Source organism: Paenibacillus sp. B46(2026) (genome assembly GCF_056786355.1).
On the sequence record NZ_CM165907.1, the window covers coordinates 4,656,533 to 4,680,387 of the forward strand.

Annotated in this window: 23 protein-coding genes and 1 other RNA gene; 1 reads left to right on the forward strand and 23 read right to left on the reverse strand. The window is 47.1% G+C overall.

Features of this window, described 5'->3' with window-relative positions:
• The first annotated feature begins 11 nt into the window (after nucleotides 1-11).
• Complete coding sequence (locus tag AC1S8V_RS20905) at nucleotides 12-1,241, forward strand: aminotransferase-like domain-containing protein (RefSeq protein WP_482070582.1); 1,230 nt, start codon at nucleotides 12-14, stop codon at nucleotides 1,239-1,241.
• Between the two features lie 250 nt (nucleotides 1,242-1,491).
• Here the strand turns inward: AC1S8V_RS20905 and rnpB are convergent.
• From rnpB to rpsU, 23 genes are all read right to left on the reverse strand, one after another.
• Nucleotides 1,492-1,901, reverse strand: an RNA gene (gene rnpB, locus AC1S8V_RS20910) — RNase P RNA component class A.
• Nucleotides 1,902-1,983: 82 nt separating this feature from the next.
• Nucleotides 1,984-3,099, reverse strand: a complete 1,116-nt coding sequence (locus AC1S8V_RS20915; RefSeq protein ID WP_482070583.1) for a Nif3-like dinuclear metal center hexameric protein — start codon at nucleotides 3,097-3,099, stop codon at nucleotides 1,984-1,986.
• The gene (locus tag AC1S8V_RS20920; RefSeq protein ID WP_482070584.1) at nucleotides 3,075-3,833 is read right to left on the reverse strand and encodes a tRNA (adenine(22)-N(1))-methyltransferase; all 759 of its coding nucleotides are present in this window, start codon (nucleotides 3,831-3,833) and stop codon (nucleotides 3,075-3,077) included. Before AC1S8V_RS20920 ends, AC1S8V_RS20915 begins: the two co-directional genes overlap by 25 nt.
• Nucleotides 3,834-4,018: 185 nt before the next feature.
• Nucleotides 4,019-5,158: an RNA polymerase sigma factor RpoD gene (gene rpoD, locus AC1S8V_RS20925; RefSeq protein ID WP_062835490.1), complete on the reverse strand. Its 1,140-nt coding sequence runs from the start codon at nucleotides 5,156-5,158 to the stop codon at nucleotides 4,019-4,021.
• 43 nt (nucleotides 5,159-5,201) lie between these two features.
• Nucleotides 5,202-7,022 carry a DNA primase gene (dnaG, locus tag AC1S8V_RS20930; RefSeq protein WP_145323239.1) on the reverse strand — a complete coding sequence of 607 codons (1,821 nt, stop codon included), beginning with the start codon at nucleotides 7,020-7,022 and terminating at the stop codon, nucleotides 5,202-5,204.
• Between the two features lie 47 nt (nucleotides 7,023-7,069).
• A complete protein-coding gene (locus AC1S8V_RS20935) occupies nucleotides 7,070-7,537 on the reverse strand; it encodes a YaiI/YqxD family protein (protein WP_482070585.1) in 468 nt (155 codons plus the stop codon).
• A gap of 229 nt (nucleotides 7,538-7,766) precedes the next feature.
• Nucleotides 7,767-9,842 carry a glycine--tRNA ligase subunit beta gene (gene glyS, locus AC1S8V_RS20940; RefSeq protein WP_482070586.1) on the reverse strand — a complete coding sequence of 692 codons (2,076 nt, stop codon included), beginning with the start codon at nucleotides 9,840-9,842 and terminating at the stop codon, nucleotides 7,767-7,769.
• Nucleotides 9,835-10,722 (reverse strand): glycine--tRNA ligase subunit alpha, encoded by an 888-nt coding sequence (gene glyQ / locus AC1S8V_RS20945; RefSeq protein WP_145323243.1) that lies wholly within the window; start codon nucleotides 10,720-10,722, stop codon nucleotides 9,835-9,837. Before glyQ ends, glyS begins: the two co-directional genes overlap by 8 nt.
• Before the next feature lie 410 nt (nucleotides 10,723-11,132).
• Nucleotides 11,133-11,885 carry a DNA repair protein RecO gene (gene recO / locus AC1S8V_RS20950; protein WP_482070587.1) on the reverse strand — a complete coding sequence of 251 codons (753 nt, stop codon included), beginning with the start codon at nucleotides 11,883-11,885 and terminating at the stop codon, nucleotides 11,133-11,135.
• Nucleotides 11,886-11,918: 33 nt separating this feature from the next.
• Complete coding sequence (locus AC1S8V_RS20955; protein WP_074095877.1) at nucleotides 11,919-12,059, reverse strand: YqzL family protein; 141 nt, start codon at nucleotides 12,057-12,059, stop codon at nucleotides 11,919-11,921.
• A gap of 104 nt (nucleotides 12,060-12,163) precedes the next feature.
• A complete protein-coding gene (era, locus tag AC1S8V_RS20960) occupies nucleotides 12,164-13,063 on the reverse strand; it encodes a GTPase Era (RefSeq protein ID WP_076211614.1) in 900 nt (299 codons plus the stop codon).
• 37 nt (nucleotides 13,064-13,100) lie between these two features.
• Nucleotides 13,101-13,514, reverse strand: a complete 414-nt coding sequence (locus AC1S8V_RS20965) for a cytidine deaminase (protein WP_062835495.1) — start codon at nucleotides 13,512-13,514, stop codon at nucleotides 13,101-13,103.
• Nucleotides 13,515-13,773: 259 nt separating this feature from the next.
• A complete protein-coding gene (locus AC1S8V_RS20970) occupies nucleotides 13,774-14,151 on the reverse strand; it encodes a diacylglycerol kinase family protein (RefSeq protein WP_482070588.1) in 378 nt (125 codons plus the stop codon).
• The gene (ybeY, locus tag AC1S8V_RS20975) at nucleotides 14,151-14,648 is read right to left on the reverse strand and encodes an rRNA maturation RNase YbeY (RefSeq protein ID WP_036674804.1); all 498 of its coding nucleotides are present in this window, start codon (nucleotides 14,646-14,648) and stop codon (nucleotides 14,151-14,153) included. Before ybeY ends, AC1S8V_RS20970 begins: the two co-directional genes overlap by 1 nt.
• A gap of 257 nt (nucleotides 14,649-14,905) precedes the next feature.
• The gene (locus AC1S8V_RS20980) at nucleotides 14,906-17,155 is read right to left on the reverse strand and encodes an HD family phosphohydrolase (RefSeq protein WP_482070589.1); all 2,250 of its coding nucleotides are present in this window, start codon (nucleotides 17,153-17,155) and stop codon (nucleotides 14,906-14,908) included.
• Between the two features lie 16 nt (nucleotides 17,156-17,171).
• Nucleotides 17,172-18,143, reverse strand: a complete 972-nt coding sequence (locus AC1S8V_RS20985; protein WP_017687243.1) for a PhoH family protein — start codon at nucleotides 18,141-18,143, stop codon at nucleotides 17,172-17,174.
• Between the two features lie 6 nt (nucleotides 18,144-18,149).
• Complete coding sequence (gene yqfD, locus AC1S8V_RS20990; protein ID WP_482070590.1) at nucleotides 18,150-19,343, reverse strand: sporulation protein YqfD; 1,194 nt, start codon at nucleotides 19,341-19,343, stop codon at nucleotides 18,150-18,152.
• A complete protein-coding gene (gene yqfC, locus AC1S8V_RS20995) occupies nucleotides 19,340-19,633 on the reverse strand; it encodes a sporulation protein YqfC (RefSeq protein WP_145323259.1) in 294 nt (97 codons plus the stop codon). The genes yqfD and yqfC overlap by 4 nt, the downstream gene beginning before the upstream one ends.
• A gap of 180 nt (nucleotides 19,634-19,813) precedes the next feature.
• Nucleotides 19,814-20,395: a hypothetical protein gene (locus AC1S8V_RS21000; protein ID WP_482070591.1), complete on the reverse strand. Its 582-nt coding sequence runs from the start codon at nucleotides 20,393-20,395 to the stop codon at nucleotides 19,814-19,816.
• A gap of 13 nt (nucleotides 20,396-20,408) precedes the next feature.
• On the reverse strand, nucleotides 20,409-21,419 hold the full coding sequence (gene floA / locus AC1S8V_RS21005) for a flotillin-like protein FloA (RefSeq protein WP_307534251.1): 1,011 nt from the start codon (nucleotides 21,417-21,419) through the stop codon (nucleotides 20,409-20,411).
• A gap of 161 nt (nucleotides 21,420-21,580) precedes the next feature.
• Complete coding sequence (locus tag AC1S8V_RS21010; protein WP_482074539.1) at nucleotides 21,581-22,903, reverse strand: NfeD family protein; 1,323 nt, start codon at nucleotides 22,901-22,903, stop codon at nucleotides 21,581-21,583.
• Between the two features lie 282 nt (nucleotides 22,904-23,185).
• A complete protein-coding gene (locus AC1S8V_RS21015) occupies nucleotides 23,186-23,629 on the reverse strand; it encodes a GatB/YqeY domain-containing protein (RefSeq protein ID WP_017687237.1) in 444 nt (147 codons plus the stop codon).
• A 15-nt stretch (nucleotides 23,630-23,644) separates the two neighbouring features.
• The gene (gene rpsU, locus AC1S8V_RS21020) at nucleotides 23,645-23,818 is read right to left on the reverse strand and encodes a 30S ribosomal protein S21 (protein WP_005547957.1); all 174 of its coding nucleotides are present in this window, start codon (nucleotides 23,816-23,818) and stop codon (nucleotides 23,645-23,647) included.
• Nucleotides 23,819-23,855 lie beyond the last annotated feature (37 nt).

Consider the following 23,855-nt stretch of genomic DNA (forward strand, 5'->3'; position numbering starts at 1 on the left):
ATGAGAATAACATGAGTATCCCTTGGTCCAAAATGGCACAAAACACCCCGTCCTCTGTCGTTCGCGACATGCTCCAGGCCGCTCAGGCACCTGGAATGATTTCACTTGCCGGTGGATTACCAGCCCAGACTTCGTTCCCGCTGGAAGCCATCCGCGTTGCATATGAAAAAGTATTTATGAGCGGAGCAGCCGCTCTTCAATATGCGGAGACTGAAGGATACCGTCCTCTTCGCGCCAAAATTGCCGAGCGTCTTGAATCCAAGGGCATTCCCGCTTCACCAGACCACATGCTTCTCACTACGGGTTCACAACAATCCATTGACTTGGTTTGCCGCATCCTTCTCGACCCGGGTGACCGCGTTCTGGTTGAATCACCAACCTACCTCGCTGCTCTGCAAGTGATCCATTCCTATCAGGCTGAATCTCACGGCGTAGCCTGCGATGATCATGGCATGTTGCCTGAATCTCTGGAGGAACAGCTCCAACTGCATCGTCCAAAGCTTGTTTATATCAACCCAACGTTCTCCAATCCTACGGGTAAAGTGTGGTCGAGAGAAAGAAGACAACAAGCTGTGGATCTGTGCCGCAAGTATGGTGTGCTCATTCTGGAAGATGATCCGTATGGCGAAATTCGATTCAATCCGGAACAATTGGATGTCCCTGCTCTCACAGAACTGGATGCAGCCTCCTATGGTGCCCCTTCCAATGTTATCTACACCAGTACGTTCTCCAAAACGGTAGCACCAGGCCTTCGTACCGGCTGGATACTGGCTGCTCCCGATATTGTCAAAATAGCAGCACGAGCCAAGCAAGGCGCGGACTTGCACTCCAGCAGCATCGACCAAAGAGCGCTTCATGCACTGCTTGAATCTTTCGATCTGGATGCGCATATTCGCCATATTTCAGAGGATTACGAACAACGCATGAAAACCCTGACTACACTCATGGCAGCCAAATCATGGGAAGGCATCTCGTGGAATTCACCACAAGGTGGCATGTTCTTGTGGCTGCAACTGCCTGAAGGCATGCTGGCAAGCAATCTGTTCACTTACGGTATCCAAGAGAAAGTGTGCATTGTCCCAGGTGATTCCTTCTATGCGGGCACACCAGAGCTGAACCGTATGCGAATCAACTTTACTCATACAGATCCTGAGCTTCTCCCTGAAGCCGTGGAACGAATGGATCGGGCCATTCAGCGCTGGCATGCCGAATTACAATCTGACCGTGTGGTTACACTGTAATTCACTGTCATCCAACTGTTTCCATTCTTAGAACGTAAAAGTGCACGAAGAATCTACTCGATATAACAAAAATACGGCGGCAGACCGAGAATCTCGGAACTGCCGCCGTATTTTATATGACCTGTCATGAACAGGAAGTATGCGATTGTGATAAATTTCATAGGTCCTTCTGATCAGTCAGGTCATCGGTGAATCCCACGGATTGTCCTCGACTGATAGGTGGACTACACTGTAATGCTGTTGTTGCAGTTAGGAAAGCTTACCGTAAGCCGGGTTCTGTGCTCTTCGTGGTTCATACGGGAACTACCCTCCCACCAGAAGCGACAATCATCTATCTAGGCCATACATTGCTGCACAGCTCAAGCGACCAACCTAGACACACCTCGGGCTAAGGCTGTCTCCTCCGAAGAGGTGACTGTGTCCCATTAGGTCTTGCTCCAGATGGGGTTTACCAGGAACGAAGTCACCAGCGTTCCTCGGGGTCTCTTACACCTCGGTTCCATCCTTGCCTGTGCCGGAAAATCCGGCCATCGGCGGTCCATTTCTGTGGCACTATCCTTCAACTCGCGCTGACTGGACGTTATCCAGCATCCTGCCCTGTGGAGCCCGGACTTTCCTCTCGTGGCAACAAAGACCACCAGCGATTGTCTGTCAAGCTTTCCGAACAACATTACATAGTATACAGGCATTTAGGTTCCCAGACAAGCTTAATATTACTGGAAATCCCGTATCACCTGTTCTTTTAGATAAAATGGAATACTTCCGTATTTACCTCAGAAGCCGTAACTTGCGTATCATATCGTTTATCTTCCAAACGGGAACGAAGCCAATCCGCTGTTTTCGGTTTCATAATCTTCTCGGAATTATGTCCTGGGTCGATAATACACATGCCTGCCATTAACGCATCATGTGCCGTGTGATAATCAATATCCCCGGTCACAATAACATCCGCACCTTTGAAGCGGGCTGTGAGCGCATAACGACTGCCAGAGCCGCCAAGAACCGCTGCCTTTTTGATTGACTTGTTCAGATCTCCTACAACACGAACATGAGGCACGTTGAATTGGGTCTTCACGACCTCCACCAGCTCACCTAATGTCTTAGGCTCCCTAAGGGGTCCCAAGCGTCCCAGACCGAGCGTACGGCCCTTTAAATCCATTGCATAAAGGTCATAGGCGACTTCTTCATACGGGTGAGCCTTAAGCATAGCCTGAACGACCTTACTGCGCAGACTTTGAGGTACAATTGTCTCAATCCGCATTTCTTCCACACGTTCCATCTGCCCTTGGGTACCAATATACGGTTGTGTCCCTTCTCCGGGTACGAACGTTCCTGTACCTTCCGTGTTGAAGCTGCACTTGTTGTATTGGCCGATACTTCCTGCTCCAGCTTCGAGGATGGCTTGAAGCACCTGTTCATGATGCGTACGTGGTACGAATACCGCCAGCTTGTACAGATGATCTGTATGTACATCCTCCAGCGATTCCTTGCTCTCTATGCCGAGTGCTTCGGCCATCCAGTCATTCATGCCACCTTCGGCCACGTCAAGGTTCGTATGACTGATATAGACAGCAATATCATGCTTAATCAGCTTCTCATACAACTTACCCGTTGGTGTATCTGTACTCAGTGACTTGACCGGTCGGAAAATGATGGCATGATGGGCGATAATCAGATTGGCACCGATTCGTATTGCTTCGTCCACCACTTCATCCGTCACATCCAGAGCAACAAGCACGTGACTGATTTCTTTTTGCAAACTGCCGAGCTGCAGACCGATGCGGTCATCCGGCACAGCCAGATGTTTCGGAGCGAGCTGCTCCATCAGTTGAATTACAGTTTGACCTTTGGCAAACATGCCAAAACCTCCTTCAAGTTTGCGATAAGACGTTCTACCTCAGCCGCCTTGTCCCGGGAAGTATCATGATCGGATTTGGAGATGGAGTTTACAACCCCTTGCAGTTTGACGATCTCACTTTCCCATTTGGCAAAGAATACATCCGTTGGACGATCCACCAAATACGGCCCCATCCGCAGCAGCAAATCTTCAGTCAATTCTGCCCCGCCCTGAAGCGGACGTGCACGATACACCTCTTCATTTGCAATCGGGCTTACGGATTGTGGCATCGCGGTGATAATCTCATAGATCTTGCCGTCTTCTTCGAGCAACTGTTCTGCTACAACCACCCAGTGATGCTCCAGCAACCAGCGTCTGAGGATATCCTCTCCCACATTCGGTTGCAAAATAAGTAACTGGACTCCTTCCAGTTTGGATAAACCTCGGTCCAAAATAGAAGCAATCAGGGCACCACCCATGCCTGCAATAGTGATGACATCCACTTCTCCCGCAGAGATCACATCCAATCCATCTCCACGGCGTACGGTGATTTTTTCTTTCAGGCCAGCATCACTGACTTGTTTGCATGCAGCATCATAAGGGCCAGGATTGACTTCCCCGGCTACTGCACTTGCGGCTTTCCCACTCCGGATTGCGGCTACTGGCAGCAGCGCGTGGTCTGAACCGATATCAGCCATGCGGCTGCCATCGGGAATTTGATCATGTATTCGCTGTAATCGATTCGAAAGTTTCATGAAGCACCTACACTATTCATTTAATTTATTGATTTGCATTGAACAAGGAAAAGCGATAAAATAAAATCCAATCAAACATTTCAAGGATGAATTTCCAAAAGAAAGAAATCAAGACGTTCAAATTAAAATTAAAGGAGACCCCGCCGCCGCCAAAGCGTCTTGCGGAAAGTCTCCCATAGTTCGATTTATTCGAGGAAATCCTTGAGTCGTTTACTACGACTCGGGTGGCGCAATTTACGAAGAGCCTTGGCTTCAATCTGACGAATACGCTCACGCGTAACACCAAATACCTTGCCCACTTCCTCCAGCGTTCTCGTCCGTCCATCGTCCAGACCAAAACGTAGACGAAGAACATTCTCTTCACGCTCAGTCAATGTATCCAGTACATCTTCGAGCTGTTCTTTCAGCAACTCATACGCAGCAGCATCTGCTGGAGCAAGTGCTTCCTGATCCTCAATGAAGTCACCCAGATGGGAATCATCTTCCTCACCAATCGGTGTTTCCAGAGAAACCGGTTCCTGTGCAATCTTCGTAATTTCACGAACTTTCTCCACACTCAGGTCCATCTCAGCAGCGATTTCTTCTGGAGTCGGTTCACGCCCAAGTTCCTGCAACAGCTGACGGGATACCCGGATCAGCTTATTAATCGTCTCCACCATGTGCACAGGAATACGAATTGTACGCGCCTGGTCAGCAATAGCACGAGTAATCGCCTGGCGAATCCACCATGTCGCATACGTACTGAACTTGTATCCTTTTTTGTGGTCAAACTTCTCAACCGCTTTGATCAGACCCATATTACCTTCCTGAATCAAATCAAGGAACAACATTCCACGTCCAACGTAACGCTTGGCGATACTGACTACGAGACGCAGGTTCGCTTCAGCCAGACGACGCTTGGCTTCTTCATCCCCGTTCTCGATCCGTTTGGCCAGTTGTACTTCATCATCTGCCGACAACAATGGCACACGACCAATTTCCTTGAGATACATACGGACAGGATCATTGATTTTGATACCTGGCGGCAAGCTCAGATCATCATCAAAGTGGAATTCGTCCTCTCCCTCTCTGGTGTTGTTCTCGGAATCTTCACTAGGACGAAGTGTAACCTCTTCATCATTTTCATTCACTACATCGATACCCAGATCGCTCAGTTGCTCATAGAACTCATCCATTTGCTCTGCATCCTGCTCAAAAGGAGAGAGTTTCTCTATAATTTCCTTGTAATTCAGCGAAGCTCTTTTCTTACCTGATTCAATCAATTGATCTTTAACCTGATCCAGTGTCAATTCTGTTTCTAGTTCAGTATGCTGATCATTCGCCATAACTCGACTCCCTCCTCCCTAGAAACATCCAATAAGCAGACGTTCACTGTCTCTCTAGGGCAATCATTTCAATTGCAATCTGTGCCGCGCGTACAGAATCACCTGCCCGCTCCGCAGCAATCATTTCTTCTTTTTTCAAATCGTACTCTTTCTTACGCGGATACTTAAGCACTTCCCTGATGCAATCATCGAGCATTTGAATACTCCATTCACCTGGACCATCCATCATCGAAATTGAACTGACCGTTTTTTCCAGGCGATCGTCATGCAGTGAAGACATAAAACGGCTTGTATCCGACGGTTTGCCTTGCGCATAGTAGGCATATAGATAAGCAGCAATAGCTGCATGATCATCCAAGTTAAAAGCTTCACCAAGATGCTCGTTCACGTACTGGGCGGCCTCATCATCCTGCAACATCCAGGCGATCAGTTTGCGTTCCGCAGCGTGGTAAGCTGGCAACAGATTGGGTGTGGGCACCTGCCTATTTTGTTGCCTACCATTATTCCACCTTTTCGGGTTATTATCCCCAAACTGGAGGTTATTTTTCATCGCCTCCCGTTCTTCATTACACTCCTGCTTCAATGTTTCGAAGGATACGTCCACTTCTGCAGCCAGTTCTCGAAGATACACTTCCCGCTCTGTTGGAGAAGGTAAGGGGGCAATCAATTTTACTGCTTCTTTCGAATAGGCGATTTGTCCGCCACCCTCTAGCAGTATATGGCTTTTTTTCAGGTTTATAAGTTTAAATTTTGTAGTGGTCACAGCACCGTCCACAATCTGGTTTCGGAACCGTTCGCCACCATGCTTCCGGATAAAATCATCCGGGTCAAGTCCTTCAGGAATGAGAGCCACTTTGACCTGCAATCCGGCTTCCTCAAGAATCGGGAAGTTTTTGAGTGCAGCAGCCTGTCCTGCTCGGTCACCGTCATAACATATGATGACCTCGTCGCACATGCCTTTGAGCATCAGTGCCTGATTCTCGGTTAACGCAGTCCCCATTGCCGCTACACCATTCTGGATATCCTGATCCCATGCGGAGATGACATCGCCATATCCCTCGAACAAAATGGCTTGCCTTTGTTTGCGAATTGCGTTTTTGGCATGATGCAGATTATAGAGAACACGGCTTTTGTTAAATAACCGGGTTTCCGGTGAATTTAGATACTTCGGTTGCCCGTCTCCCAATATGCGACCTGCAAATGCAATCGGCTTACCGCTCCTGCCATTAATCGGGAACATAATCCGGTCGCGGAATCGGTCCACATATCCTTGACCTTCATTTCGCGGTGACAGAAGCCCACCCTTTTCCATCTCTTCGAGCGGATAGTTGCGTTTCTCGAGAAATTGCACCAGTGTGTCCCAACGATTTGGTGCGAAACCAATCTGGAACTGGTCAATCAACTTGTCGCCAAAACCTCTTGAGCGTAAATACTCCATGGCTGACTTGCCGTGCTCTGTATTTTTCAACAAAAAATGATACAGCTTCGCGGTAAGCTCATAGGCCTCCAACAGACGTTCCGTCTCCGGATTTACATGAGCAGATTCACGCCCTTGCCAGTCACCCATAGAGATATGGCTTTCTTCCGCCATCGTCTTGACAGCCTCGGGAAAGGATAACCCTTCGATTTCCATCCTGAATTTGATGGCATTTCCTCCCGTGCCGCAACCGTAGCAATAGAAAATTTGTTTCTCAGGTGTAACGGTGAACGAAGGCGTCTTCTCGGAATGAAAAGGACAGAGGCCTTTCATATACTTCCCCTGCTTGGTCAGATGCACAAATCGGCTCACCGTATCGACGATATCATTCTGCTGTAACACCGATTCAATAATACTTTCGGGTATACCGCCTTGTCCGGTACTCATCACTGGCCACCTTCATCTCTTCAACACGTAAATATAATTCGATAAACTTACACATTCTCCTGCAAATCTTTTAAAAGTTTTGTCAGTTTATGTTGAAACATTTCTCGATCCTGCTCTGTGAAAGGCTTTGGGCCTTTCCCGTAATGGCCTCTTTTTCGCGCTTTGGCCGCAGTATGGCGAGAATCCAACATGAAATCAATGTCCCGATCGTTAAACTCACGACCACGAAAGGATAAAACATAACAACGTTTGCCGAGCGCAAGTGCCGCAAGTCCATAGTCCTGAGTGATAACCACATCATATGGCCTAATATGATTAGCAATATAGAGGTCTGCGCTCTGATCACTGCGATCCACTTGCACGGTACGCACCCCTTCTCCTCCTTGAAGCAAATGATCAAATGAAGAGACTAACAGTACAGGGATGTTGAAAAGGCGAGCGGTTTGCGCAATCTCGGTTTTGACCGGACAAGCATCACCATCCACAACAATGTGGCGTATATTCAACTCACTCAAACTCAGACCACCCGGTTTCATAAAATAGCTGCATATTGTAATATACGACCCCGGCCAGGCAAAATCCTTCTGGCACAACAAGGGAAATCAAAGGCTAAAATACGGAGCGGTTGTCAAAAATACATTTCACAACCCGTTCCGTATATTTATACCCTCATATATCCTTCTTTAATACTGAATTTTAGCTTTGCTCCAAGTCTGTGGAAAAGGAGTCATGAAATACACCCAATTACCAAACCAACTTGGAAAAATCAGCAAATCCTTTCAAGTCACGATCAATAGCCGCGAGCAAGGCAAGTCGATTCGCCCGAACAGCATCATCTTCAGCCATAACCATGACCGAATCGAAGAATGAGGTAATACCATCTTTCCAGGCAGATGCAATAGCCAGTGCTTCAGCAGCATCATGCTGAGTCAACGCCTGACGATATTCTGCATTCGTTTTGCTCCATGACTCATGTAGCTGACGCTCTCCATCTTCTGTGAACAGTTCTGGATGTACGGAAGCATTGGATGCTTTGGCAGCCAAATTACCCACACGGTTGAACGATTCAACCGTTGTTTTGAATGCGTCTCCTGTCAGAACAGCCGCCATCAACGCTTCACCTTTTGGAACCACAGCGCTGATATCATCGAATCCGGAAGAAATTACGGCATCCACTACATCGTAACGGACGGTTTCGGACAACAATTTTTTCACACGAAGACCGAAGAAGTCTTGCAGATCTTTACGAACCTCTTCATCTGCACGTTTCAACAGGTTCATCTGGGCATGCACTTGAAGTGCCACTCCGAACACGTCTGACAATGTCAGCGGAAGCTTGTGATCCAGCAAAATCTGTACAATACCTGCGGCCTGACGGCGCAGCGCATACGGATCCTGAGAACCTGTTGGAATAATATTGATAGAGAAACAACCCACGATTGTATCCATTTTATCCGCAGCACTCACAATGGCACCGACAAGAGAAGCAGGGGATTGATCTCCAGCGAAACGTGGCTGATAGTGTTCAAATACCGCTTTGGCCACCTCTTCTTTTTCGCCAGCTTTACGAGCGTAATCCTCACCCATCACACCTTGCAGTTCCGGGAATTCACCCACCATCAGTGTCACCAGATCGAATTTGCAAATATCTGCTGAGCGGCTAACGGATTCGGCAACATCACCGGATACTTGCAGTTTGGCAGCAATTCCATCGGCAATCTTCCGAATGCGTCGTACTTTATCTCCAACCGTACCGAGCTCTTCCTGGAAGACGATACTTTCAAGCTTCGACAGTGCATCCTTAATCTGTAGCTTCTGGTCTTCCTCATAGAAGAACTTGGCATCAGACAGACGTGCACGCAGTACTTTTTCATTCCCTTTTGCAATAACGTCCAGTGAATCACTTCCACCGTTACGTACCGTCACGAAGAATGGCAACAATTGTCCCTCATTGTCCAGTACAGGGAAATAACGCTGATGCTCACGCATGGAAGTAATCAATACTTCTTGTGGAATATTCAAAAATGATGAGTCGAATGTCCCGAACAATACCGTAGGTGTCTCCACTAGGAACAGGACTTCCTCCAGCAAGTCTTCCTTGATCGCAATATCCCATTTTTTCTCAGCGGCTAATGCCTGAATCTGGGATACAATCATCTGTTCACGTTCCTGGATATCTACAATGACATGTTCGGAACGCAGGACTTCTACGTAAACGGCAGGCTTCGAAATTACCACATCATCGCCAAGGAAGCGATGCCCGCGTGTGACATTGTCAGACTTTACTCCGGCCACTTCAAGCTCGATGACTTCACTGCCGAGCATAGCCACAATCCAGCGGATTGGACGTACAAATTTGAAATCATAGGAAGCCCAACGCATGAATTTCGGGAACGTCATGGCATGTAATACAGAAAGCAATCCTTCGCCAATCACAGAAGCCGTTTCCACACCTTTACTGCTCTTCGTTGCATAGATATATTCGACACCGTTCAATTCCTTGAACGTGAACTGGTCCGGTTCAACACCTTGACTGCGGGCGAATCCGAGTGCTGCCTTGCTCCAATTGCCACTGTCGTCCAGTGCAATTTTGCGTGAAGGACCTTTCACTTCTTCCTCGATATCTTCCTGCTTTTCAGCCACATTCTGAATCAAAACAGCCAGTCGGCGAGGTGTGGCATACGCATTCACTTCACCATAAGCAATGCGGGATGCGTCAAGCCATTTCACAACACGCTCTTGCAGCTGTGCGATTGCTGCGCGCATGAAACGTGCAGGTACTTCTTCCAGTCCGATTTCAAACAACAGATCCTTAGACATGCTCGGCTCCCCCTTTCTTGATCAGCGGGAAGCCTAGCTTCTCACGCTCTTCCATATATGTTGCAGCGACTTGACGAGCCAGATTACGGACACGTGTGATGTAACCCGTACGTTCCGTTACACTGATGGCCCCACGTGCATCCAACAGGTTGAACGTGTGGGAACATTTGAGCACATAGTCATATGCCGGGAATACCAGATGCTGCGCCATGGCTTTGTTTGCTTCTTCTTCGTGCATGTTGAAGAGAGTGAACAACATTTTGACATCGGATACTTCAAACGTATATTTAGAGTGTTCGAATTCTGGCTGACGGAATACATCACCATAAGTAATACCTTCCACCCATTCCAGATCAAACACATTCTCTTTTTCCTGAATGTAAGAAGCCAAACGCTCCATACCATACGTAATTTCAACGGCTACCGGATTCGTCTCGATTCCACCAACCTGTTGGAAATACGTGAATTGCGTAATCTCCATTCCGTCCAACCATACTTCCCAACCCAGACCTGCACAACCAAGGGAAGGATTCTCCCAGTTATCTTCAACAAACCGAATATCATGTTTGAGCGGATCAATGCCCAGACGCTTCAGACTTTCCAGATAAATTTCCTGAATATTGTCCGGAGAAGGCTTGATGATTACCTGGAACTGATGATGCTGGTACAGCCGGTTTGGGTTCTCGCCATAACGTCCGTCCGAAGGACGACGCGAAGGCTCCACATAGGCCACTTTCCAAGGTTCGGGTCCAAGCGAGCGTAAAAAGGTCATCGGGTTCATCGTACCTGCCCCTTTTTCCGTATCGTATGGCTGGACAATAATACAGTTATGCTCGGCCCAGAATTGTTGCAGCGTTAGAATCATCTGCTGAAAATTCATAATCATGCTCCTTTTCAATGGTTTGTTAGCAAGCTTAGAACGGTGCAGACAACAATAAATAGCCCCCGTCCTACGCCTGTTGTACAGACGTAGGGACGAGAGCTATTCCCGCGGTTCCACCCTACTTGGCTTGGATCAAACAGGATGATCCTGTTCGTTCCAGCCCACTTTTCCGTGTCCATTCATGCTCCCGAGTGCCGTTTCAAAGACCGATTCAGCCAGGCTCCCACCATCCCCGGCTCGCTCATTCATGATTCCCAAGTGTTATACAACGACTTGTCTCCATAAATGCAATAAATCCAGTCTTTTACTTTCTCGTTCAATGCATGTCTCATAAAGAGAAATTATATTTCATAATATATAAAATCTAGTATGAAGTCAAGATATAGTTTCACTTCCACCAAAACGCCTCAAATCCCGTACTTCTCCATCTGATCGAGGAAAGAACGGGATTTAAGATTCAGACCGAGCTGATGATCCATAAAAGCACGCATCAACTTTTTGATCTCATCACGGGTAGATTCACTCACTGATATATTCCCCAAGCGCTGCAGATCGAACTGCGCGAACAAACGTAACAACTTCAGAGCCTTTGGACTTACTGACATCGCTGGAGGATCAAAATGTTTGCATGCTCGACACAATACGCCACCAAGTCTGGGACTTATAAACAACTGCTCATCTGGTCGCTCCTGGTTGCAGGAGATACACTCATCGAACTGTGGACCATATCCGGATGCCTGTAATATTTTCATTTCGTACAGACTTGTAATAACAACCGGATCTTTCTCTTCCTTCAACGCCTGCAAACACGCCTTTAACTGTTTGAACCAAAATGTACCTGTCTCTTCATCCTGAAGCACCCGATCCAATAGTTCACACGCATAAGAGGCATATGAGGCCTTGACCAGATCTTCACGCAACTCATGATAAGATTCAACAATTTCTCCAGCGTTCAGTGTGCCTAGACCTGTATTGCGAAAATATACATATTGACCATACGTAAACGGCTGCACCAGTGCAGCATGTCGGCTCTTGGGCTTTTTGGCACCGCGGACGAGTACCCCTACTTTCCCGCCGCTTTCGGTGCAAAGCGTAATGATTTTGTTCCCTTCGCCGTAGTCCATGCTGCGGATGACAATCCCTTCCACCCTGTATAGCATGCCTCGTCACCTAACCATTCCCGAATCAGCCAATTATCCTTCGGCTTCTTCATCTTCAATCACTTCCCTTGCATTATCCGACTCCTGTCCTAACGAATTACAAGCCTCGGTATATAACAAATAGGACTCTACATCCCCCGTCATCGCAAAAACCTTCCACGAAAAATCTCGCATCGGAATTTCATCCTCTCTTCAGAAATGACGTCTGCATCTACCAAATAGGATGGAGTCTTGCAAGGTAAACTATGTGTTGCAATTACTGGATACAATTCCGACGATCAGTCGCGGCCAAAGCCAAGGTCACGCAGAACTCGATCCTGATTTCTCCAGTCTTTTTTAACTTTAACCCACAGGTCCATGAAAATTTTGGAGCCGAGCAAGTTCTGAATGTCGTGTCGAGCTCGTTTACCCACTTCTTTCAGAAGGGCTCCCTGCTTCCCAATAATGATCCCTTTTTGCGAATCCCGTTCCACAAAAATGACAGCTGAGATATAAACGACACCATTATCCTGCACTTTCATATCTTCGATCGTTACAGCAATGGAGTGAGGCACTTCTTCACGAGTCATTTGCAGAATTTTCTCACGAATCAACTCGGCACATACAAACTGCTCCGGATGGTCAGTAACCTGGTCATCAGGATAGTACTGTGGACCTTCTGGCAAATACTTGCCGAGCTGTTCCAGCAACGTGCTGACATTACTGCCAAGCATGGCAGAGACAGGAACGATTTCAGCGAAATCGTGAAGCTTGCGATACGTCTCAATGAGTGGCAGCAGCGCTTCCGGCTCAATTTTGTCAATTTTATTCATGACAAGAATGACAGGCGTACGGATATTTTTCAACTGTTCCGCAATATAACGGTCACCGCCACCCATACCTTCCGAAGCGTCAATCAGGAACAGCGCTGCTTCTACTTCTCCAAGTGTGTTCAGAGCAGTCTGGTTCATATAATCGCCAAGTTTGGATTGACGTTTGTGAATCCCCGGTGTGTCCAGGAATACGATTTGCTGGTGTTCGGATGTATACACACCATGAATTTTATTACGTGTGGTTTGTGGCTTGTCCGACATAATCGCAATTTTCTGTCCGATCACCTGGTTCATCAATGTGGATTTACCTACGTTTGGACGTCCAATAATCGCTACAAAACCGGATTTGAATGCTTGTTTTTTCATATGTTCCTCCTCAGGCGCCTAGGCCTGGAATATTGGTTTATTTTTTGGCAGAATTCAGATCAGAAGGCCCAAAAGCCCAAGGTAACAGTTCAGCAACGGTGGTCTCTTGCAGATCACCTTTCATGTTCCCCAAGATGACTTTCATATCGGGTTCACACAGTTCGTACATGACCTGACGACATACACCACATGGAGCAATCGGACCATCCGTGTCTCCCACAATCGCAATCGCTTTGAAGCTACGAGGTTGCTGTCCACCTGCAATGGCACTGAACATCGCTGTACGCTCAGCACAGTTACCTGGGGTATAAGCAGCATTCTCAATATTACAACCATGATGCACATGCCCTTCACTGTCAAGCAAAGCCGCGCCTACACCAAAATGGGAGTAAGGAGTATACGCCTTCGTACGTGCCTTAATTGCTTCTTGCATTAACAAACCGTTATCCATCAATATTCTCTCCCTTAGGGTGCAATATAAAATCAAACTAGTGCATTTACACTGGACACTCCGCTGTCAGAACAACCTTCCGAGCGCTGTTATCCCCAGATTTTTTTGATCCCTTTTAATAAGGGGAAATCCGGGGATAAAGGCGCACACTCCGTTTCTTCAGGTTTCTTCTGACCTCTCCGTTATCGTGTTTGCATCAAGTAACTTTATATTAGTGTGTATTATTAAAATCACAAAACGAATCAAAATCAAAACAAAGTTAAAACCAGTACAAGCCTAGCCAGCTCATCACCGGCTTCATGAAAACAATACAACCGATGATGACGGCGAATACCGCAGCCAGCAGAACTGCTCCGGCCGCGGTATCCTTCGCCGCTTTTGCCAGCGGATGGATATGGGGATGTGCCAAATCAACTGCAGCCTCCACAGCCGTGTTCATCAATTCAGTCACCAGGACCAAAAAGACGGCGGTCAGCACAAACATCCAATCCGTTCTTGAGATTCTGAAAAAAAAGCCGGCTACACACATTAAAACAGCCACTCCCGTGTGAACTCTCACATTACGCTGAGTCCGCAACCCATATGCGATTCCTTCCGCAGCATTGCGGAATACCAGACCCCAGGAGCGCCTTTTCATTATCGTGTCAACCCGGCCTGGGCCAATACCGCTTCTTGTTTGCCCATCATTTCAGCCTCACTAGCTTCATCCTGATGGTCATATCCGAGCAGGTGCAAGAAACCATGGACAAACAGAAAACCAAGCTCACGTTCAAATGAGTGTCCATACTCTTCACTTTGCAGGATGGTCCGTGGTACGGAAATGATGATGTCTCCAAGAACATCCGGCATTTCTTCCATTTCTTCATCTTCGTCAAGCTCATAGATAATATCCAGTTCTTCATCCACCGTCTCGTTCATCGCAAAAGACAATACATCCGTAGGACGGTCAATGCCGCGATAATCACGGTTCAACTCATGGATCTGCTCATCGTTCACAAAGGTCAGAGCCACCTCCCCGTCTGCAACACCTTCCGCTTCTCCGGCGAGATTCAGCAATTGTTCCAGCATTGCAATCATTGGTTCTGTAATTTCTTTATCCTGTTGTTCATTATTCCATGCCAGATTAAGACTCATTCTTCCATAACTCCTGTCTGCTCATATTAGAGGTTGTTCAAAAAGCCCGCTTTTGATTACGAAGGATGCCTAGCGGCATCATCAGCATCGAAGATGGAATTCAGCCGAAATAAGCGGGAGGCTTACGAAGGTTGTTTCCTGAGGAAACATTGTAGTTGCTCACGTAGTTTTCCCTAAGCTCCGCTACTCCATTTCTAGCTTCATCTCATCTTCTCGGTACTGAAAACCGACCTTTTTGAACACGAACTATTATTGAATTAGCCTGCTTCGGGTGAAGTAGGCTTTGGTTTCTTAATCTCCTCCGGATATTCTATCCTGGAGTGGAAGATACCCATCACCGTTTCCTTCAATGTTCTGGCGACGATATCCAGTTCACGCATCGTAAGGTCACAATCATTGAATTGATGATCGTCTAATCGTCCTTTAATAATCTTCTCAATCATGGACTCCACTTGCTCCACGGTCGGTTTGCGCAAAGATCTCACAGCAGCCTCCACACTATCGGCAATACCAACAATAGCCGATTCTTTGGACTGAGCCTTCGGCCCAGGGTAACGGAAATCTTCTTCCGTGAAATCAGGTTCAACGCCTGCTTCTTCCGCCTGGCGCAGTGCTTTGTGATAGAAATAGTGGAGAAAAGTCGTACCGTGATGCTGTTCCGCAATATCCCGAATAGGTCTGGGCAGCTTGTAATCCTTCTGCATTTCCACACCATCGCGCGCATGGGCAACGATAATGGATTTGCTCAGTTTCGGATCAATTGAATCATGCGGATTCTCCATATTGTTCTGATTCTCAATAAAATAGATGGGGCGCTTTGTCTTGCCAATATCATGATAATACGAACCCACTCGGCAGAGCAATCCGTTAGCTCCTATGGCTTCTGCTGCGGCTTCGGACAGATTCCCTACCATAACGCTATGATGATAGGTACCTGGTGTCTCCGTAAGCAACTTGCGTAGAAGCGGATGGTTCGGATTGGACAGTTCCACCAGTTTGAGCGCTGACAAAATACCAAATGAAGTTTCGAAAAATGGCATCAGCCCAATGACCAGTATGGCAGTCAGTACGCCACCAGCAAATGCAAATCCAACGCCATACAGTGTCGTAGTTCGATTCCAATCGCCCGAGTCAATCAAAGCCAGAGTGAAGACGGCTATGGACCCGAACAGACAGACCATAATGGCCCCTTTCAGGATCGTTGATCGCTGGCTAGCCTTATGAGTTGCGAAGATCGCAACAAACGAAACCAATACAGCGAAGAAGCCCAGTTCAAAGTCAAAAAGCTGACCCTGATGCGTGTTCAAAATAATGCTGGACAACATACCGATCAAAATCGAACATACAAAGGCAAGCGAGGTATCCAGCAGAAGCGCAATTAACATCGCCCCTACCGCAACAGGCGCAAGGAAACCTACATAAGACCTCTCATTGGTCTGGATAATCGTCGTCACATGCATAACCACAATCGTAATAATAAAAATGAGAACAAGCATCAACAGCTGCGCATTATTATATTTGAAATGCGTTCCGCTGCATTGCTGAATATACATCAGAATTGCTGCCGACAACAGGCAGGAAAACATAAGAAGTCCAAGCTGCGGCCAGTAGTTCACTTCATTTTTCAGCAAGTCATTCTCATCCAGGAGCGTATACATTTCCGGGGTGATCATTTCACCTTTGGCAACTAATGTGTCCCCTTGCTTGATAAAGACGGTTTGCGTGTTCTCACGCGCCTGAACTTTCGCTTCCTTGGTTCCCTCTTCATCGTAGAAGCGGTTAGCAGTGACCACGAGGCGTGCAAGCTCTTGCACCACCTCACGTTGCGTACGCTTACTAAGAGAGCTAACACTCACCATCTCAGCTACTTTGGCACGCGCAGTAGTTGCATCGTTGATCTGATCCGTCATTAACCGGGCAACAATATCCCTGGCGACTGGTTTCATCTCCTGAATATCATCCGATGTCAAACGTGAAATTTTGATGTAGGTCTCTTCGGGAATACGGTAGCTTTGCTCCTGTACCACATTTCTGATCTCTTCTAACAGAGTCTCGGAGTATGTACCGGCTTTCCGATTATTATTGATATAGTTGGTCACAAAATCCTTATGACGCTGAGGAATCTCATCCCGATAAATATCAATCTTGTCCTGACTTGAAATCTGATCATCCTGATTCAATCGATCTACACGATCAAGCAGGGTTGTCATCAAATTTTCGTTTCGCATCTGCACGATCTGAAATATTGGCTGTACGCGTTCAGCAGCTTCTTCCTGTGCTTTGAGTGTGGCCTTGTTATTCGGAATCTGCATGGGCGCAGCAATATCCACTTCACTCCGTGTACCTTCCTGAATATCATACCGCTCGGGGAGCAGCTTGGAAGCCAGAGTCATGTAGAAAAGAATCACCAGAAACAAAAACAGAAGATAGCGTGCCCACACGCTATACTTCCATCCTGTAGCCTTATTCTGAAAAGATTTGCCTTTTGACGGTTCCTTCGAGGTCACTGTAGACAATCCCTTTCTATGCTTGATTTTCTGCGGCGTGGTTGTAAGCCACGATAATTTTCTGGACGAGGGAATGCCGCACAACATCTTGCTCGGCAAAATAGACAAATCCAATCTCGTTAACTTCGTTCAAGATCGTATTCGCTTCCACAAGCCCGGATTTCTTACCACGCGGTAAATCAATTTGTGTCACGTCTCCGGTAATGACCATTTTGGAGCCAAAACCAAGACGGGTCAGAAACATCTTCATCTGTTCCGGCGTTGTGTTCTGTGCTTCATCGAGAATGATGAACGAGTCATCCAAGGTACGCCCCCGCATGTAGGCGAGTGGTGCAATTTCGATTAACCCACGCTCCAGTGCCTTAGCGGTCTGTTCTTGTCCCATAACGTCATACAGGGCATCGTACAGCGGTCTCAGATAAGGGTCTACCTTCTCCTGAAGATCACCTGGCAAAAACCCAAGACTCTCTCCCGCTTCAACAGCAGGCCGCGTAAGTACAATACGTTTGACGCTGCCTTCTTTGATTGCAGCAACAGCCAGTACAACAGCAAGGTAGGTTTTACCCGTACCGGCTGGACCAATGCCAAATACAATATCACGCTTTTTAATTGTAGTTACGTAGTGCTTCTGTCCAATGGTTTTAACACGGATTGGTTTCCCACGGTATGTCGTGGTGATCTCACCCTTGAACAGATCCAATAGCTGGTCTGCCCGCATATCCTTGGCAAGTTCAATCGCATACTTCACATCTCTTTCGGTTAACACATATCCATTGCGTATCAATTGCAGTAACACATCAAATAATTGTTCAAGCGATTCCACCTGCTGTGCATTGCCGAAAATCACAATCTCCGCTTCACGGGATGCAATCTGGGCGGGAATCTCGGATTCAATCAGTTTAAGAAAAGTATCTTGGGGTCCAAAAAGAGATTGGCCCTCTCCCGCACTCTGGAGGGAGATTTGTATGCTGCGTGTTTGCTCTGACAAATATCCTCATTCTCCTTGACTATGGACTAGCGGAAGTTCTTCCGCAATGCTTTCTTCTACTTCAAATAAGACTTTCATATAAACTTTACCATTCTCTTTCTTCTCATGCAAAATTTTTTCACTTATAATTTTCGTTCCTTTGCCGTTTTTAGCGATAATATCGTTCCTTGCCCCTTCCAATCCTTTCGTTCTGGCCCATTCTATCGTCTTCTGTTGCTCATGTTCGCGGGTCTCCAGATCTTTCTCTGTCAGCCAGCCCATAGGAAGTGTAAAGGATCTCCAGGTCAGGGGTTTATGATTGCTCTCGGTATCAAAAGAACTGAACGGTGTACTTCCATATCCCCATAGTTGGATCGCCCATTTCCCCAGCACCATGTAAAAGCGTTCTTTGCTCTCACCTGTCATTGTGTTATGTTTTTGCACTAGCGGAACTTCTACCTGATACTCACGCCATACCAGACCACGAACTTCCCCTTTGGCAACGATGGTCTTGGTGTTCTCCTCATCCCCGAGAATACCCGAGATCAATACCTGACCCTTTTTGACACGCATGTCCTTCTGAACAACAGGACGTCCCTGCTCCGCATAGATTTGAGTGACAACAGCATCTGATTTGCTAATCAGATGTCTTGGGTTCAGTAACGCTTCGCGCTTCGGTTGTGCAGACTCCACGACTTGAATGGTAATGGTTGTCCCCTCTTTGCTCACGCCAATCCAGGTTACATCCGGTAGGGCGAGTGCAAGCTGTCTGGAGAGCTTGTCTTGGCTTTGCAAGCGGAACCCCCATTGGAAAGGGTATATCCCCTCTTTCTTCGCTGCTGCAAGCACCTCGTCGGCGGGAATGGTTACATTTCCCTTGACCTCCACACTCCATACCATGGACGACAACGCAAACAAAGCTGCCACAAAAAACAGCATTCCCCCGAGAAAGAACTTCCTTCGCAATAGTCGGGCCGCAAAAAAAGGAAAACCGCTGCGGTGGGTTACTTTCACTCTGCAGCCTGTCCGTTTCAACACAGGACGCAGCCTGAAAAAGTGCGGCAGCAGAATGTTCATCTCTGCCACGCGTCCATCGTGAGCACGCAGGTTCCACACTTCCAGTCCCTGCTCTGCCACCGTGTTGATTAATGCTTCAATGTCTCCCCCAGTGACCGTGATTCGGACTGCTCCCCGCAGTTTGTACAGACTGGGCTGCTTCATGCGTTCCCCTCCACTCCATTCATATGAATATCCAGAATCGTTCCTTCAACAGCTACTTCATCCGGCAAAATGTTGCGTATCACCAAGGCAGTCCCTTTGATCTCCAACTGGCCTTGGGAAAGAGCCAGCACGATGCGATCCGGGGTGAAATGGATGACACCGCGATGATTCTCTATATACAGTTGCTTGCTGCCGATCAGGGTTAACCGTGGCATATCATAAAGCACATCCTGCGGCAGATCCAACACTTCACTGGTCCATCTGCGCAGCTTGCGGCTGATCCGGGTCATTCGAAGGTCTTCCCCCTTCCTCTACAGTTCAACTTATGCGCAGATTCATGAATTTATGAAAATTCCGGGGCGTGTTAGGGACGAATGTTGAGAAAAAAGGTTAGAACACAGAAAAAGCCGTCTCCGGCGGCTTTTTGCTCACCAGAGACGGCTTTATTTCCGTCCAACAGCTTGACTTGTTTACAGTTTCCCTCTTGTACCAAACGGCTGTTTGGAACGGGGGGAACCCAATACTTCTGCCCACAACACACCTGTACGAATATCGGCAGGGCGAAGCGGAGACACACCCGATTCATCCGTGCTGGGTATATCCCAACTGGAATCAGACACAACAGGCTTATTTGCAGAAGAAAAGCGATTTAATCTCTCTTGAATCAAACGCTCCTGTCGTTCCACTTCTTTCATTTGTTGCTCAAGCGAGCTTGTGCGAGAAGAAGCAGCAGGCTCCGAATATGGTTGATCATAACGATCATCATGCTGTTCACTTTCATAACGTTCTTCATTATACGGATTCTCATACGGTTCATCGTAACGAGTTCCACCTGCAGTCTCGGTCGGGGCAGGTTGCTGCCTTGAGGTCTGCGCTGGTGAACGATCGGACCGGTCTGAATCACCACTGCCTCCGAAGGTTGGCATCCCGTTGCCAGGGCGCTTTTTGTTCGGATCAGCGGATTTGGCCGCTTTCCCCAAAAAGGAGAAGAGCATAAAGCCGACAACGGCTACAATATACAGATTATCAAAAATCCATTCAAATAGGCCCATATGCACTCACCGCCTATCTTCCGTTTTTGGAATCACCCTGATCGTTGGAACTCGAACCTTCAACAGGTTTCCCCAGTGTATTACGCATTTGAGTATCCGCTTCAATATTTTTCAGGTTCATGTAATCCATGACACCAATCTTACCACTACGTAAAGCCTCAGCCATGGCGAGCGGCACTTCGGATTCAGACTCAACAACACGCGCTCTCATTTCCACAACGCGCGCTTTCATCTCTTGTTCCTGGGCTACAGCCATCGCACGACGCTCTTCTGCTTTCGCCTGAGCAATTCGCTTGTCAGCTTCTGCCTGCTCGGTTTGCAGGAAAGCACCAATATTTTTACCGATATCCACGTCCGCAATATCAATGGACAGAATCTCAAAGGCAGTTCCCGAATCCAGTCCTTTGGACAAGACTGTACGAGAGATCAGATCCGGATTTTCCAACACCACTTTATGCGTTTCTGCTGAACCGTTGGTACTTACGATCCCTTCACCGACACGGGCAATGATCGTCTCTTCACCAGCACCACCAACGAGTCGATCAATGTTTGCACGAACTGTGATTCTTGCTCGAACATTAACCTCAATACCATCTTTTGCCACCGCAGATACAACAGGCGTTTCGATAACACGCGGGTTAACACTCATTTGAACCGCCTGCAATACGTCACGACCTGCAAGGTCAATCGCAGCAGCACGTTCAAATTCGAGTGGAATGTTTGCACGCTGGGCAGCGATCAGAGCGTTAACCACACGGTCAACGTTACCACCAGCCAGGAAGTGACTTTCCAGTTGATTCATCGACAATTGAATACCTGCTTTAGTTGCTTTAATCATCGGATTTACGATTCGGCTAGGTGTTACACGTCTGAGTCTCATCGCGACCAGTGTAATAATACTAACACGTACACCGGATGCAATTGCCGAGATCCAGAGCATGACCGGGAAAAAGCTGAAGAATACGCTCAATACGATAATAGCAACTACCGCAATGAGCAAAACCGTAATCATGGTTGGTTCCATAGTAAAAATTCCTCCATTTTCGCTTTGATTTGTAAAATACATCATAATAGACATTTTGAGATTTTGCTGCTGAGTTGAAAATTGGTACCCTTCTGCTAGCAACTTCGCATAAGGACTATGTAAATTGCCGTAGCGTTAATCCGCTTCGACAACAGAGCGAGTTACACCGGCAAAGCTTGCTGAACCACAATCCGGGTACCTTCCGCTTTAATCACAATAATCGGAGTATCGACGGGAATAAAATCTCCGTCGGCCACAACGTCAATTCGTTCCCCTTCAAACATCGCTGTGCCAGAAGGGCGAAGCGGTGTCAGACTGATGCCTTGCAGTCCAATCAACTCTTTGCGTTCTGTAGCTGATGAGTATCCACGCTCCGCAGATAGACTGTCACTCAGTATGAATCGATTCCATATTCCTCGATCCTTAAACAGAACTGCGACGATCGCAATGACCACCAATGCTGCTCCGAAAGCGATACCCAAAGAAACAAATGCATCACTTGTATCATAAGCAGCCCTTACAACACCTGCTACAAGCGCAATTGATCCCAGAATACCCAAAATACCCATGCTTGGTATAAACATCTCCAGAATCATCAAGATGAGTCCGACAGTGAATAATACCCACGTCTCTGCTCCTGCAAAACCGGCAACGTAATTTCCTGAAAAATACAGGACAAAACACACAATACCGACAATACCAGGCACTCCGAACCCAGGAACGATCAGTTCAATGGCTACACCCGCGATTCCGAGGAACAACAATACGGTCATGACAACCTGATTGGTAAGAAAGGATGAGATATTCTCTGCTGTCGTCCGTTCTACCTTAAATACATCACCCTGACTGTAACCAAGCCAAGCTGCCGCTTCTTCAGGAGTGTTACTGATGTGGTCGGCATAACCAACTTTCAGCGCTTCTTCAGCCGAGAGAGCAATAATTTCACCTTTTTGCTTGGTTTTATTGATCTCTGGCATTTCAACAACGATGTTAACATCCGTCATTCCAGCTGCGATCTTGCCATCACGACCACTAATCTCAGCTGCTCCCTGCATTTTGCTTTTCCAGAATGCAACAAGCTTCGGATCGTCAACATGTTTACCCGTACTGTCCACCATTGCTGCCGCACCAATCATACTGCCTGGTGACATTACGATCTTATCTGCATTCAAAGCCAGAAAACTCCCGGCTGAAGCAGCATCTCCACGAACAAATGCAACAGTCTCAATCGGACTGTCCTTAATCAGGGTACCTAATGCTTCCGCAGTGTCGACACGGCCTCCCGGCGTATTGATATCAAGAACGATCAGGCCAGCATTCATCTCTTCTGCTTGCTTGAACCCACGTTCCATGAACTTGCCAAGTCCCTGCTCGATTGGTTTGTCAACCGGAATAATATATACGGCGCCACTCTTCTCAGCTGCATGCGCTGACGGTGATCCAATCCAGACAGGAAGCAACAGCGTCAGCAGCATTAAGAGCATCAATGGCCCCGTAAGCTTCTTCCGGCGCTTTCCCTTCACAATAGTCCCCCCTTTTCCATTAATGTTATACTGTCCAGCTTATGGTATTTATTACGTGCAATGCAACATTTCGTTTCAAAATCTTAAAATTATATTTGAAAACTCAATCAATTGCAAGAATAAAAATCCATAATAATATATATTAACCATTAAAAAGAAATTCCATCATCCCAAGGACATCATGCCTTCTGATAAATGGAAAAAACACCTCCTGACAAGTCAGGAGGTGTTTATTGATTTGCTTTATTGCAGAAATTGTTGAACTGCTTGATTTACCAGTTTGCCGTCCGCTTTGCCTTTAACTTTCGGCATAAGGGCCGCCATGACTTTCCCCATCTCGGCTTTCGAAGAAGCACCGGTTTCCTGGATGGTCTGCTGTACAATAACTTTAATTTCTTCTTCGGTAAGCTGTGTGGGAAGGTACTGGATGAGTACTTCAATTTCCGCTTTTGCATTTGCCGCGAGATCTTCACGGCCCGCTTTGTCAAATTCTTGGAGGGCATCTTTGCGCTGTTTGATTTCACGACTCAGGATATCAAGCACTTCGTTGTCATCCAAATCTCTTTTCAAATCTATTTCAAGATTCTTGATCGTCGAACGAATCAACCGAATGTTGGAGAGTCTGAACTTGTCCTTACTCTTCATCGCTTGCTTCATATCTTCGTTCAATCGTTCGCTAAGATTCATGTAGTTAAAATCCTCCTAAAACTTTCTCTTACGAGCAGCCTCGGACTTTTTCTTGCGCTTTACGCTTGGCTTCTCATAATGCTTACGTTTCTTCACCTCAGCCAATACGCCATCTTTAGCGATGGAGCGTTTAAAACGACGAAGTGCAGCATCAATAGTCTCGTTTTTGCGAACTTTAGTTTCAGACACCAGTTTTCCCTCCCTCCGACCAGACCGTCCAAGAGCA